The organism is Sphingomonas sp. UV9 (genome assembly GCF_004101245.1).
Lineage (GTDB): Bacteria > Pseudomonadota > Alphaproteobacteria > Sphingomonadales > Sphingomonadaceae > Sphingomonas.
Genome location: NZ_SCIN01000002.1, coordinates 521,660 through 535,073, shown reverse-complemented (window position 1 = coordinate 535,073; position 13,414 = coordinate 521,660). Strand labels below are relative to the sequence as shown.

Genomic DNA, 13,414 nt, shown 5'->3' with positions numbered 1-13,414 from the left:
CGCCAGCGAAGGCGGGAGCCCAGTCTGGATCCCCGCCTTCGCGGGCAAACACCGGCGCCGCGGCCGGGACTAGGATCGACACCCTAACCGTCGGGGAGGCGCCGGAATGCAGATCAAACGCCTCCGCATCACCGGGTTCAAGAGCTTCGTCGACCCTGCCGACCTGCGCATCGAACCCGGCCTGACCGGCGTCGTCGGCCCGAACGGCTGCGGCAAATCCAACCTGCTGGAGGCGATGCGCTGGACGATGGGCGAGGCCAGCGCCAAGTCGCTCCGCGGCGCCGGCATGGACGACGTCATCTTCGCCGGCACCGCGACCCGCCCGCCGCGCGACTTCGCCGAAGTCTCGATCCTCGCCGAGGTGGCGGGCGACGAACGCGAGATCGTTCGCCGGATCGAGCGCGGCGCTGGCTCCGCCTACCGGATCGACGGCCGCGACGTCCGCGCGAAGGACGTCGGCCTCCTCTTCGCCGACGCCGCCACCGGCGCGCACAGCCCCGCGCTCGTCAGCCAGGGCCGGATCGGCGCGGTCATCGCCGCCAAGCCCGCCGACCGCCGCGCGATGCTCGAGGACGCCGCGGGAATCGCCGGGCTCCACGTCCGCCGCAAGGATGCCGAGGGCAAGCTGCGCGCGACCGAAGCCAATCTCGCCAAGCTCGACGAGATCATCTCGGATCAGGACGCGCGCGCCGCGACGCTCAAGCGACAGGCGCGCGCCGCCGAACGCTACCGGGTGATCTCCGCGCAGATCCGCGTCGCCGAAGCGCGTACGCTCTTCGCCCGCTGGCGCGACGCCGCCACCGCCGCCGATGCCGCCAAGGCCGAAGCCGCCGCCGCCGAAGCACGGGTCCGCGCCGCCACCGACACCGAGCGCGCCGCGGCAAAGGACCAACACCGCGCGGTCGAAGCCGTCGCCACCGCCCGCACCGCCGCGCTTGCCGCACGCGATCATGTCGGCGAGCTCGCGCACCGCCTCGCGACGCTCACCGCCGAAAAGACCGCCATCGCGCGCCGGATCGCCGACCTCAGCGACGCCCGCGCCCGCATCGCCGACGACCGCGCCCGCGAAGGCTCGCTCGCGAACGATGCCGCCGCAGCCCTCGCCCGCCTTGCCGATGAGGCCAAGGCACTCGACACCGCGATCGCCGACACCAACGCGGCGACCCCCGCTCTCGACACGGCGCTCGCCGACGCGGAACGCGCCGCCCGCGATGCCGAAGTCGCCCTCGCCCAAGCATTGGCTACGCAGGCGCGCGACGCCGCCGAGGTCCGCGTCGCCAGCGCCGCGCTCGCCGCCGCGCGCACCCGCGCCGACCGCGCCGATCGCGACGCCGCACAGATCGCCGCCGCGCTCCGCACCCTCGGCGACACCGCGCCGCTGATCGCCGAGCGCGACGCCGCCGCCGAAGCCCGCCGGACCGCCGCCACCGCCGCGGACACCGCCCGCCACGCCATCGCCCGCGCCGACGTCGACGAAGCCGCCGCCACCGCTGCGCGCGACGCCGCCGAAACCGCCCGCGCCACCGCCCGCGCGGACCTCGCCGCGATCGACAGCGAGACGGCCGCACTCACCAAGGCCACGCAGCGCTCCGGCCGCGACCGGTTGCTCGATCACGTCGCGGCTGCCACCGGCTATGAGCGCGCGCTCGCCGCCGCGCTCGGCGACGATCTCGACACCGCGCTCGACGCCTGGGCGGGCGCCACGCCCCGCGCCGACGACCCCGCAGCGCCCGCCGATGCCGACCCGCTGACGGCGCATGTCGACGCCCCCCCCGCGCTCGCACGACGCCTCGCCCAGGTCTTCGTCGTCGACACCGACGCCGGCCAGTCGCTCGCGGTCGGCCAGCGGCTCGTCACGCGCGACGGGACCTTGCGCCGCTGGGACGGCTTCACCGCGACCGGCACCGGCGCGGCCGCCGCCGAACGCCTCGTCCGTCGCAACCGCCTGACCGCGCTCCAGGCCGCACGCCCCGCCGCCGCCGCCGCGCTAGACCAAGCCGAAACCGCGCGTGCCACAGTCGACCACCAGATCGCGGACGCCCGCCGCCAGTCGCAAACCGCGCGCGCCACTCTGCAACGCGCCGAAACCGACACCCGCGATGCGACCCGCAACGAAGACCGCGCCACCGCAGCCCTCGAACGCCTCGCCACGCAGCGCGCCGACCTCGACGTCCGCGCGCACCGCATCGCCGACGACGTCGCCGACGCGCACGCCGAACGCACCCGCGCCGAGGCCGCAATGGCCGCCGTCCCCGACGGCACCGCCAACGCCCGCCAGGTGGCATCGCTTCAATATGACGCCGAACGCGGCCGCGCCGCCGTCGCACAGGCGCGCGCCGATCGCATCGGCCTCGATTCCACGATCGCCACGCACCGCGAACGCCTGTCCGCAGCCCAAGCCGACACCCGCAGCTGGCGCGCGCGGGCGGGGGAAGCCGCCAAGCGCATCGCCAACATGGACGCCCGCGAAACAACGCTGGACGCGGACCTTGCCGCGATCGCCGGCCGCCCCGCCGCGCTCGACGCGGAGATCGCCGCGCTCGACGCCGAACACCGCGACGCCCGCACCGCCGCCGACGCGCTGCTCGCCACCGAACACGCCGCCGAAGCCGCCGCCCGCAGCGCCGACGACGCGCACCGCGCCGCCACCGAAGCGCTCGCCCAGGCCCGCGAAGCCCGCGCCGGCGCGATCGCGCGCGCCGAAAACCACGAAGCGCGCCGGCTCGACCTCGGCAAACTCTCCGGCGAGCGCTTCCAATGCCCTGCCCCCGTCCTCCCCGAACGCCTCGGCTTCGCAGTCGCCGACGTCCGCGCGCCGGCAGACGAATCGGCGACGCACGACCGCCTCACCGCCGACCGCGAACGCATCGGCCCGGTCAATCTCGTCGCCGAAACCGAACTCGCCGCCCTTGAAGACGCATCGCGCGGCAACGCCGTCGAACGCGACGAACTCGGCCAGGCCGTCAACCGCCTCCGCGGTTCGATCGGAACCCTCAACCGCGAGGGCCGCCAGCGCCTGCTCGCCGCGTTCGAGGCGGTGAACGGCCATTTCCAGCGGCTCTTCACCACGCTGTTCGATGGCGGGAGCGCGCATCTCGAACTGATCGACTCGGACGATCCGCTGGAGGCGGGCCTCGAGATCATGGTGCAACCGCCCGGCAAGCGCCTGCAATCGCTCACCTTGTTGTCGGGCGGCGAACAGGCGCTCACCGCCGTCGCGCTGATCTTCGGGCTGTTCCTCACCAACCCCGCGCCGATCTGCGTCCTCGACGAGGTCGACGCGCCGCTCGACGACGCCAATATCGAGCGCTTCTGCGACCTGCTCGACCGCATGTCCCGCGACACCGACACGCGCTACCTCGTGGTCACGCACAACGCGGTCACGATGAGCCGGATGCACCGGCTGTTCGGCGTGACGATGATCGAACGCGGGGTCAGCCGGCTGGTCTCGGTCGATCTGCAGGCCGCAACCGGACTGATCGCCACGGGATGATGTTTGGGGTAAAGCGTCGGCATCATCCGTTTTGCGAGGATTAGAGAACATGGCGGTCAAGGTAGTTGCACTGGTTAGCGTCAAGCCCGGCCAGGACGAGGCGTTCGTCGCGGCGGCAAAAATCTGCGTCGCCGCGTCACGTGCCGAGCCAGGCGTGCTCCACTACGAGCTGTGGCAAGAGAGCGAAGGCGAACGCCGCTTCGTGTTCAATGAGCTCTACGCCGACGACGCCGCGGTTCAGCAGCATATGGCGTCCGATCACTTCAAGGCGTTCGGCCTCGCCGCGCGCGACCTCGCTGCCGCCAGACCGACGATCATCGTTACGAAGGCCGTCGACGTCGGCTGAAACGGGCATGGTCTGAACACGGACCGCATTGATGTCGGCGTCCGCTATCCACACATGCCGGTGATCGCGCTCAAGACGGGCGATGGTCGGTCGGCGGATAGGGGCGGAACTCTGAATGCGTAGCGGTACGACCCTTCTCGCGGTGCGCGGGCTCGACAAATCGGTCCCCGGCCCCCGGTTGCTGTTCCAGCGGCTCGACCTCGATGTCCGCGCGGGGGAGCTTGTCGCGATCATCGGCGAGTCCGGGGTCGGGAAATCGACGTTGCTCAACATCCTCGCCGGGCTCGACGAGGCCGACGAAGGGAGCGTCGCGATCGATGGGGCGGTGGTGGGGACGCTCGACGAAACCGCACGGACGCGGTTGCGGCGCGAGCGGATCGGCTTCGTGTTCCAGGCCTTCCACATCCTGCCCTATCTGACGCTGCAACAGAATGTCGCGTTGCCGTTGACGCTGGTCTCGCCCGACGCCGCCGCGGCCAGCACGCGGGCGGAGGCTATGCTTGAGGCGGTAGGGCTAGGTGGGCGCGGCGATGGCTATGCGCGTGATCTGTCGGGCGGCGAGTTGCAGCGCGTCGCAATCGCCCGTGCGCTCGTCCACCGGCCTGCGCTGATCCTGGCGGACGAGCCGACCGGCAATCTCGATCCCGAAACCGCTGCGCGCGTGCTGTCGCTGTTTGCCGACGCCGTGCACGACAACAAGGCGGCAGGCGTGATGGTGACGCATTCGGACGCCAGCGCGGCGATCGCCGATCGCGTGCTGACGCTCGGTCGCGACGGACTGGTGGAGCGCCGTGATCGCTGACGCGCGCCCCGCTGCTCCTCGCCCGCTGGAGCCCCGGCTCTGGTCGGCGCGGGTGGCGCTGGGCTGGTTGATCGCCGGCGAGTGGCGATTCCACCCTGCCCGCTTCGTCATGACCGCGGTGGCGATCGCGGTCGGAGTCGCGCTGGGGTTCGCGGTCCACCTGGTCAACGGATCCGCGCTGGCGTCGTTCGACGGTGCGATGCGCGGCGTCAGCGGCGCGGCCGAACTCTCGGTGCGCGCGACCAGTCCGCTCGGCTTCGACGAACGTCTTTATCCCCGTGTCGCACGGATCGACGGTGTCGCCGATACAAGCCCGGTCGTCCGCCTAGATGCGCGGATCGGTAGCAAGCGCCTGACGCTGCTTGGTGTCGACGTGGTCCGCGCAGCCGTCGTAACGCCCTCGCTGATCGGCGCCCGCCCGCAAGGTGCGGACACGGGCAACGACGCCGTCTTCGACGAAGACACGCTGTTCCTGTCGCGCGCCGCGCTCAAACTGGTCGATGGCAAAATAGGCAGCCAGGTCACTGTCGTGGCGAACGGGCGGTCGGTTTCGCTGCGGATCGCGGGCACCCTGCCGGCGACCGATGCCGCGGTCGCGGTCGGCGTGATGGACATCGCCGCGGCGCAGTGGCGCTTCGGTCGTCTCGGCCGGATCGATCGGCTCGATCTGGCGCTGTCGGACCGCGCTGCGGCCGAGACGGCGTTGCAGGCGATGTTGCCGGCGGACGCGATCCTGTCGACCGCCGAGACTCAGAACGCGCAGGGCGACTCGCTCTCGCGCGCGTACCGGGTCAATCTCGACATGCTGGCGCTGGTCGCACTGTTGACCGGCGGGTTCCTTGTCTATTCGGCGCAGTCGCTGTCGGTGGTGCGTCGCCAGCGTGCCTTCGCGTTGCTGCGGACACTGGGCATGCCCCGCGGCGGGATCATCGCAGCGGTTGTCGTCGAGGGGCTCGCGATCGGGCTGGTCGGCGCATCGGCGGGGCTGGTCATCGGGTATGCGATGGCGTGGGGCGCGCTGCACTGGTTCGGCGGCGATCTGGGCGCCGGGTATTTCGGCGGCGCCACCGCGCACGTCGTGATCCAGCCCCTCGCGGCGCTCGGCTTCTTTTCGCTCGGCCTGCTCGCATCGATATTGGGGAGCGCCTTGCCAGCGCGCGTCGCGGCACGCGCGGCGCCTGCCGCCGCGCTGAAGAACGCGGGCGACGTGCTCGATCCGCGGCGGCGCGTGGCGTGGTGGCCGGCGGTCGCGTTGCTGGCCGCGGGGGGAGCAGCGGCGATGCTGCCTGCGGTCGGCGGCCTGCCAATGTTCGGCTTTGCGGGCATGGCGCTGATGCTCGCGGGCGGTGTCGCCGGCGTGCCGTGGTTCGCACGCATGCTGCTGACACCGCTGGCGAGACGAACGCGGGGCAGCGTCCCCGGACTGCTTGCGATGCGGCATCTACACGGCGCGCCCGGAGAGGCCGCCACCGCGCTGTGCGGGATCGTCGCCTCTACCGCGCTGATGATCGCGATGGCGACGATGGTGACGAGCTTTCGCGGCGCGGTCGACGAGTGGCTGAACCAAGTACTGGGCGCAGACCTGTATCTGCGCACCACGGCGGGCGCGAGTTTCGATCCCGCCACGCGGACGCGACTGGCGACGACGCCGGGGATCGAGCGGCTCGCCTTCAGCCGCCAGATCCCGCTGACCATCACCGCCGATCGGCCGCCGGTGAGCCTGATCGCGCGACCCGAACGCGGCGGCCGCGATCCGTTGCTGGTGCTGATACAGACCGGTCCGCCGCTCCCCAAGACTGCGTTGCCGGTGTGGGTCTCCGAACCGGCGCAACGGCTGTATGGCTGGGACCCCGGCGAGCGCATCACGCTACCGATTGCCGGACCGACGGACTTCGTGGTCGCCGGGGTGTGGCGCGATTACGGGCGCCAGGCGGGGGCGGTGCTGATCGACGAGGGCGATTACCAGCGGCTGACCGGCGATGACGCGCGCGACGAGATTTCCGCGATGATCGCGCCCGGCCGGGATGCTGCTCAGGTTGCGCGGGCGATGACCGCCAAGCTGCCGCCGGGGTTGCGCGATCAGGTCGAGGTGAGCCAACCGGCGACGCTGCGGCGGCTCGCGCTGACGATCTTCGACCGCAGTTTCGCGGTGACCTACCTGTTGGAGGCGGTCGCAATCCTGGTCGGACTTGCGGGCGTGGCGGCGACGATGTCGGCGCAGACGATCGCGCGCGAGCGCGAGTTCGGGATGTTGCGGCATCTCGGACTGACCCGGCGACAATTGACGACGATGCTGGCGACCGAAGGCGCGATCGTCGGGTTGACCGGGGCGTTGGCCGGGATCGGGCTCGGGTTGCTGCTGTCCCAGGTGCTGATCCACGTGATCAACCCGCAGTCGTTCAACTGGACGATGACCACGCTGGTGCCGATCGGCACGCTGATCGGTGTGGCCGCGGCGCTGACCGGTGCGGCGGCGGCGACCGCGGTCCTCGCCGGGCGGCGCGCCACCGCGAAAAGCGCGGTGCAATCGGTGCGGGAGGATTGGTGATGTCGCGTTCCTGGATTGCGCTTGGCTGGATCGCGGCGGTTGCGGCGATCGCGCCTGCCGCCACCCCGGCCGTTTCCTATCCAGTGGTGGCGCCCGGTATCACGCTCAGCTTTCCCGCCGATCATGGCGCGCATCCCGCGTTTCGCACCGAGTGGTGGTATTTCACCGGGTGGTTGCGGACCTCGGACGGCAAGGATCTGGGCTTCCAGGTGACGTTCTTCCGGACCCGCCCGCCGGTCGATCCACGCAATCCAAGCCGGTTCGCGGCCAGGCAGGTGCTGTTCGCGCATGCGGCGTTGTCGGATCCCGCCACCGGCAAATTGTCGCACAGCGAGCGGGCGGCCCGGGCCGGCTTCGGACTGGCCGGCGCGCGCACGGGCGATGCCGATGTGTCGATCCGCGATTGGCGGTTGCGACGCACGGGCGATGGGCGCTGGGCGACGCGCGTGACGGCGCAGGACTTCGGACTCGACCTGTCGCTCGAGCCGACCCAGCCCCCGCTGCCGCAGGGTCGCGGCGGTTACAGTCGCAAGGGGCCGCGTCCCGACGAGGCGAGCTATTATTATTCGGTGCCGCATCTGCGTGTGCGGGGCCGGGTGACGCGTGCCGGCAAGACGGTCCCGGTGACAGGCGAAGCGTGGCTCGATCGCGAATGGTCGTCCGATTATCTCGCGCCGGCTGCACAGGGCTGGGACTGGACCGGGCTCAACTTCGACGATGGCTCCGCGCTGATGGCGTTCCGTATCCGGCGCAAGGGCGGCGGGACGGTGTGGGCGGGCGGATCGCTGCGTCACCCCGACGGCCGGACGACGGTGTTCGCACCCGGTGACGTCGCGTTCCGCACGTTCGCGACGTGGCGGAGCAAGGCGACCGGCGCCGTATATCCGGTATCGCAGGAGTTGAGCGTCCGCGCCGAGGGTCGCGTCCAGCGGTGGCGACTGGTGCCGATGTTCGCCGCGCAGGAACTCGACACGCGGCGCAGCGGCATGCCGGTCTATTGGGAGGGAGCGGTACGAACGCGCGGCGGGCGTGGCTATCTGGAGCTCACCGGCTACGACCGCGCGCTCAGGATGTAGCGCTGCGGCGCCAGACCCAGCCGAACAGACGCCCGGCGAGCGCGGGCAGGCCGGGGCGGAATAGCAGCCAGTCGCGGATCGGCGCGTCGACCGTGGCGCCGATGACCTGCTTGTAGCCGCTGTCGCCGCCGCCCCAGTCGACCCGACGGATTCCGCGCGCTTGAGCCGCGACCAGGTTACGCCAGTAAAGCAGCTTGCCCGGCGAATGCTTGGCGAAGCGTGGGTCGTAGCTGTTGGCGATCGCGTACAGCAGTTCGCCGGTGTCGATGTCGAACGAGAAGGCGGCGGGCGTATCGTCGACCGTAAGTAACGCGGCGCGGAACATCCCGGCAAGGACTGGGTCGGCGACCGCAGCCTGCCAAAAGGCGAGATGACCGTCGGCGGTGAACTTCATGCCGGTGCGATCGGTGGCGTGCGCGATCCAGCTCGTCTGCTCGACCGTGCCGAGAGCGACGAACGCGGCGGGCCAGTCCGCTCCCGACAGGAAACGCCAGTCCAGCGCACCATGCTCGGCGAGATGCTTTTCGTGGAAGCGGTTCTTGCGTAGCGTCGAGTTGCGCGGCCAGGGCTGGCCGTCTTTCGCGCGTGGTACGTCGAGCGACCAGCTGTCGCTGATCGTGCGATCGATTGCGGTCCAGCCTTGCGCGCGGGCAGCGGCGATCAGCGTGTTGGCGGCGGGATCGGTATCGTAGACCGGGCCGATCCTGAGGCCGTTGACGTGGTTCGCCAGCGTCGACAGCGCGGTCTTCAGCGCGGGTTCGCCGGCTTCGAGCGCGATGCCGAAGCTGCGGAACGGCCAGTAGCACCCGGGGATCGTCGCCATCCCGAACATGCGCGGACCCAGCGGCACGAACGGAAGCGTCAGGACGGGCGCGTCGTCCTGCTCGACCACCAGCGTCCGCGCCTGTCCCCCATAGGCGGCGAGCGCAGCGGCGTACCAGCCGAAGCGGAGGAAACGGTGGCTCTGCGCGCCTCGCTCCGCGACGATGTCGATCGCAGCGGCAAGCCCCTCGACCACATCGCCGCGGACGTTGGGCGGCAGCCGCACGAAGTCGGCCAGGAGCATCGGCTTGGACATCCGTCCGCGATACTCTCCCTAAGGTTACGATTGCATGCTGTTTTGCAATCGCCCCCTTTTGCAATCCGGCATTCCCCATCATGGTGGCGGCATGCCGATCATCCCCGCCATCTCGACCATCGCCCAGACGATCCAGCTCGCGCTCGCGCCGGTGTTCATGCTCGCCGGCATCGGCCAGTTGCTGAACGTGCTCGCGGGACGGCTGTCTCGCGTGATCGACCGGGCGCGGAAACTGGAGCAGATGCACCCCAATTTTTCGGCGGCCGAGCGGACCCGCTACGGCTGGGAGCTGCGGTTGCTCGACCGGCGGATGACGATCATCAACGCCGCGCTGTTCCTGGCGGTGTCGAGCGCGATCATGACGTGCGTCCTGATCGCGCTGCTGTTCATCGCCGAGCTCGCCAAGCTGCATTTCGGCACGGCGGTCGCCTTGTGCTTCATCCTCGCGATGATCCTGCTGATCGCGGCGCTGGTATCCTTTATCTTCGAGGTCCGGATGTCGTTGCGGGCCTTCCGGATCCGGCCGGAATTGCTGCGGGACCTGCCATGATCGAGAAGCGCCTGTTGCAGGCCGTGATTGCGGTCGCGTGCCTGTTGCCGCTGATCGTCGGCGGTCAGGGCGTGCTGCATGGGCCGGCGCCGTTCGGGCATCTGAACGACGTGCCGCGCGATCTGGACAGCCATTTCCGGTATATTTCGGGGATCTTCTTCGCGACTGGCCTCGGGTTTCTGAGCTGTATTCCGAATATCGAGCGGAAAGGGGCGCGGTTTCGGTTGCTGGGCGGGTTGATCTTTATCGGTGGCCTCTCGCGCGGAGTTTCGCTGCTGGCTGTAGGCGTGCCGTCGCAGGGGCATGTGCTCGGGCTGGCGATGGAGACAGTGGTCGTGCCGTTGCTGATGCTGTGGCAGTGGAATTTCGCGAAGCGGGCGGCTCACTAGCTGTTCCCCCGCGGAGGCGGGGGTCCAGGGTTACGGGGCGCATCGTTTGTGGTTCCTGGGCTCCCGCTTTCGCGGGAGAACGGGGGTCTATCGGGTTCCTTCCAAGCCGGGACCGGCGTCGGCCGAGGGCAGGTAACGCGGGGCTTTGCGTGCCTTGGCCCTTTGTTCATACGCATAACCCGCGCCGAGCACTGCCGCTTCTCCATATTTGGTCGCGATGAACGACAGGCCGACGGGCAAGCCGCGGACGAGGCCCATCGGCACGGTCAAATTGGGATACCCCGCGACCGCCGGCAATTCGCTCGCACTCGGGCCGCCATATTGATCGCCGTACACCGGGTCGCTGAGCCAAGCCGCGCCGTAGCTCGGCTCGACCAGCAGTGTCGCGCCCGCCATCTTGAGCATCGCGTCGATCCCCTCCGCGCCCGCCAACCGCAGCGATTTCGCGCGCGCCGCTTTGTAGGCGGGATCGGCGAGCCCCTTGGTCTTGGCCGCCGCGTCGAACGTCTCCTGCGCGAAGAACGGCATTTCGCTCGCTGCGTTCGCGGTGTTGAAGGCAATCACCTGATCGAGTGTGCGCGTGCGGACCGCCGCGGGCGTGGTCGCGAGATAGGTGTCGAGGTCGGCCTTCAGCTCGGTCTGGAGCACGAGCAGTTCCGCCTCGCCGAGCCCGTCGAGCTTGGGTTGCTTCACCTCGACCAGCACCGCGCCCGCCGCTTTCAGCACATCGAGCGCCGCCTGGTATTTCGCCGCGAGGTCCGCGGTCATCTCGGGCCGGATCACGCCGATGCGCAAGCCCGAGAGTGCGCTCGTCGACAGCCCGGCCGCATAGTCGCGCTTGTACGCCCCTGCCCCAGCGGTCGCCGCGTCCGCCGGATCGGCGGCGATCATCGCCGAGAACAGCGTCGCGACGTCGCGGACGCTGCGGGCCATCGGGCCGGGCGTATCCTGGCTGTGGCTGATCGGCACGACATGCGTGCGGCTGACGAGGCCTATCGATGGCTTCAGCCCGGCCAGCCCGTTGAGCGACGACGGACACACCACCGAGCCGTCGGTCTCGGTGCCGATCGCCGCCGCCGCGAAGCTTGCCGCGACCGCTGCGCCCGAGCCGCTCGACGAGCCGCACGCGGTGCGGTCGAGCGCATAGGGGTTCCTGACCAGACCGCCGACCGCGCTCCAGCCGCTCATCGACCGGGTCGAGCGGATGTTCGCCCATTCGCTGAGGTTGGTCTTCCCCAGGATCACCGCCCCCGCCGCGCGGAGCTGCGCCACGACGGGCGCATCACGACGCGTCAGATTGTCCTTGAGCGCGAGGCTGCCCGCGGTGGTCGGCATAGCGTCGGCGGTCTCGACGTTGTCCTTGATCAGCACCGGCACGCCGTGGAGCGGCCCCCGGATGCGCCCCGCCTGGCGTTCGGCGTCGAGCGCTTTCGCCTGCGCCAGCGCATCGGGGTTGAGCGCGATCACGGCACGCAGAGCCGGCCCTTTGCGGTCCATCGCCGCGATCCGCGCGAGATAGGCGCGGACGAGATCGACGCTGCTCGCCTTGCCCGCGGTCATCATCGCCTGGAGTTGGTCGATCGACTGTTCCTCGACCGCGACCGTCTTCGCGCTCGCCGCTGTCGGGAGCGCGGTGGCGAGCAACAGCCCGATGATAACCTTATGCATTTTTGCGATTCCCCTTTGGCGCGAGGCTATCGAGGTTGCGGCCTTGCGCCAAGCGGTCTGAACGATGGCGCAGTCTGAACGATGGAGGCGACGATGCGTTACGAACCCGCAACGGATAGGGGAACGACGTGCGGGTGGTGTTGAAGATCGTCGGGGGTGTCATGCTGCTGACGGTCGTGGTCGTCGCGCTGGCCGTGACGATCGTCCCGAAGTTCCTCGATCGGATCTATTACCGTGGCCCCGCGACCGGTCATTTCGACGGCGTGCGCTTCGCCAACCCCGACAACGATGCCGACACGCAGCAGATTCAGCCGGCAGGCCGTGGCGGCGGTCGCGCGGGGTTTTTCTGGCGCTATTTCACCGGCAGCGACGGGCGGCCGGCATGGCCTAAGTCGGTCGCCGTCCAGCGGATCGCACCGCCCGCGCGCGTCGAGGGCCAGCGGATGGTCGTGACGTGGGTCGGGCATGCGAGCGTGCTGATCCAGACGCAGGGGCTGAACATCCTCACCGATCCAATCTGGGCGGAGCAGGCGGGGCCGCTCGGCACCGGCCCGCGCCGGGTCGCCGAGCCGGGGATCGCGTTCGATGCGCTGCCGAAGATCGATCTCGTGCTGGTCAGCCACGATCATTACGACCATCTCGACAAGGCGACGCTCGCGCGGATCTGGCAGCGCGATCGGCCGCGGATCGTCACCAGCCTGGGGAACGACAGCGTGATCGGCCAGACCGGCGCCAAGGCTACCGCGCTCGACTGGGGCCAGAGCGTGGCCATCAAGCCCGGTGTCGCGGTCACCGTGACGCGCAACCATCATTGGGGCAGCCGCTGGTTCACCGATCGCAACCGCGCCTTGTGGTCGAGCTTCGTCGTGACGCTGCCGAGCGGGAACGTGTTCTTCGCGGGCGATACCGGGATGGGCGACGGTCAGTGGCCGGTCGAGGCTGCGGCGCTCGGCCCGATCCGGCTGGCGCTGATCCCGATCGGTGCATTCCGGTTCGTCGCGGGGCAGATGGAGTCGGGCAGCCATATCGGGCCGGTCGATGCGGTCGAGGTCTACCGTCGGCTGGGCGCGGCGCACGCGATCCCAATTCACTGGGGGACGTTCCGGCTGTCGTTCGAGGGGTATGACACGCCGCCGAAGCTGCTGGCGGCGGCGATGCGGTGTACCGGGCAGAGCGGGTTTACGCCGGTGGCGATCGGCCGGCCGGTCGAGGTTGCGGGGTATGCCAAGCCGGCGACGGGGACGCCGATGCCGCGGACGGCTTTGCTGAAGTGCCTCGATACCGCGGACGTTCGGGCTTTGCGGTAGGCCGGAGTATCGGCCTCGGATAGCCGCCGCGTCCGATAAGGCCACCACCCCGGCGGAGGCCGGGGTCCAATTGGGGGAGGCTGCTGGCAGTGGACAGCGCTTCGTTACTGCCACCTTGCCAATTGGGCCCCGGCCTTCGCCGGGGTGGCAACTCATT

The 13,414-nt window shown here is 70.1% G+C and carries 10 protein-coding genes; 8 read left to right on the top strand and 2 right to left on the bottom strand.

Annotated features, from left to right (window positions below):
- The first annotated feature begins 106 nt into the window (after positions 1-106).
- From EQZ23_RS08825 to EQZ23_RS08805, 5 genes are all read left to right on the top strand, one after another.
- The gene (locus EQZ23_RS08825) at positions 107-3,493 is read left to right on the top strand and encodes an AAA family ATPase (protein WP_128454077.1); all 3,387 of its coding nucleotides are present in this window, start codon (positions 107-109) and stop codon (positions 3,491-3,493) included.
- 49 nt (positions 3,494-3,542) lie between these two features.
- Positions 3,543-3,839: a putative quinol monooxygenase gene (locus EQZ23_RS08820; protein WP_128454076.1), complete on the top strand. Its 297-nt coding sequence runs from the start codon at positions 3,543-3,545 to the stop codon at positions 3,837-3,839.
- Positions 3,840-3,954: 115 nt separating this feature from the next.
- Entirely contained in the window at positions 3,955-4,641 is a 687-nt protein-coding gene (locus EQZ23_RS08815; protein WP_128454075.1) for an ABC transporter ATP-binding protein, read from the top strand.
- Positions 4,631-7,189, top strand: coding sequence for an FtsX-like permease family protein (locus EQZ23_RS08810; RefSeq protein WP_240663434.1), 2,559 nt, complete (start codon positions 4,631-4,633; stop codon positions 7,187-7,189). Before EQZ23_RS08815 ends, EQZ23_RS08810 begins: the two co-directional genes overlap by 11 nt.
- A complete protein-coding gene (locus EQZ23_RS08805; RefSeq protein ID WP_128454074.1) occupies positions 7,189-8,265 on the top strand; it encodes a carotenoid 1,2-hydratase in 1,077 nt (358 codons plus the stop codon). The genes EQZ23_RS08810 and EQZ23_RS08805 overlap by 1 nt, the downstream gene beginning before the upstream one ends.
- Here EQZ23_RS08805 and EQZ23_RS08800 read toward each other — a convergent pair.
- Positions 8,255-9,343, bottom strand: coding sequence for a GNAT family N-acetyltransferase (locus EQZ23_RS08800; protein ID WP_128454073.1), 1,089 nt, complete (start codon positions 9,341-9,343; stop codon positions 8,255-8,257). The genes EQZ23_RS08805 and EQZ23_RS08800 overlap by 11 nt on opposite strands.
- 91 nt (positions 9,344-9,434) lie before the next feature.
- Here EQZ23_RS08800 and EQZ23_RS08795 point away from each other — a divergent pair, with 91 nt between their 5' ends.
- A complete protein-coding gene (locus tag EQZ23_RS08795; protein WP_128454072.1) occupies positions 9,435-9,893 on the top strand; it encodes a DUF2721 domain-containing protein in 459 nt (152 codons plus the stop codon).
- The gene (locus EQZ23_RS08790) at positions 9,890-10,282 is read left to right on the top strand and encodes a DUF4345 domain-containing protein (RefSeq protein WP_128454071.1); all 393 of its coding nucleotides are present in this window, start codon (positions 9,890-9,892) and stop codon (positions 10,280-10,282) included. Before EQZ23_RS08795 ends, EQZ23_RS08790 begins: the two co-directional genes overlap by 4 nt.
- Positions 10,283-10,369: 87 nt before the next feature.
- Here EQZ23_RS08790 and EQZ23_RS08785 read toward each other — a convergent pair whose 3' ends face one another.
- Positions 10,370-11,950, bottom strand: a complete 1,581-nt coding sequence (locus EQZ23_RS08785) for an amidase (RefSeq protein ID WP_128454070.1) — start codon at positions 11,948-11,950, stop codon at positions 10,370-10,372.
- A gap of 137 nt (positions 11,951-12,087) precedes the next feature.
- Between EQZ23_RS08785 and EQZ23_RS08780 the strand changes: the two genes are divergently transcribed.
- A complete protein-coding gene (locus EQZ23_RS08780; RefSeq protein WP_164913442.1) occupies positions 12,088-13,257 on the top strand; it encodes an MBL fold metallo-hydrolase in 1,170 nt (389 codons plus the stop codon).
- Positions 13,258-13,414 lie beyond the last annotated feature (157 nt).

Bases quoted from the DNA above. Each gene is read 5' to 3' on its own strand.
- EQZ23_RS08815 (WP_128454075.1), top strand. From the start codon at position 3,955: ATGCGTAGCGGTACGACCCTTCTCGCGGTGCGCGGGCTCGACAAATCG.
- EQZ23_RS08790 (WP_128454071.1), top strand. From the start codon at position 9,890: ATGATCGAGAAGCGCCTGTTGCAGGCCGTGATTGCGGTCGCGTGCCTG.
- EQZ23_RS08800 (WP_128454073.1), bottom strand. From the start codon at position 9,343: ATGTCCAAGCCGATGCTCCTGGCCGACTTCGTGCGGCTGCCGCCCAAC.
- EQZ23_RS08805 (WP_128454074.1), top strand. From the start codon at position 7,189: ATGTCGCGTTCCTGGATTGCGCTTGGCTGGATCGCGGCGGTTGCGGCG.
- EQZ23_RS08820 (WP_128454076.1), top strand. From the start codon at position 3,543: ATGGCGGTCAAGGTAGTTGCACTGGTTAGCGTCAAGCCCGGCCAGGAC.
- EQZ23_RS08795 (WP_128454072.1), top strand. From the start codon at position 9,435: ATGCCGATCATCCCCGCCATCTCGACCATCGCCCAGACGATCCAGCTC.
- EQZ23_RS08825 (WP_128454077.1), top strand. From the start codon at position 107: ATGCAGATCAAACGCCTCCGCATCACCGGGTTCAAGAGCTTCGTCGAC.
- EQZ23_RS08785 (WP_128454070.1), bottom strand. From the start codon at position 11,950: ATGCATAAGGTTATCATCGGGCTGTTGCTCGCCACCGCGCTCCCGACA.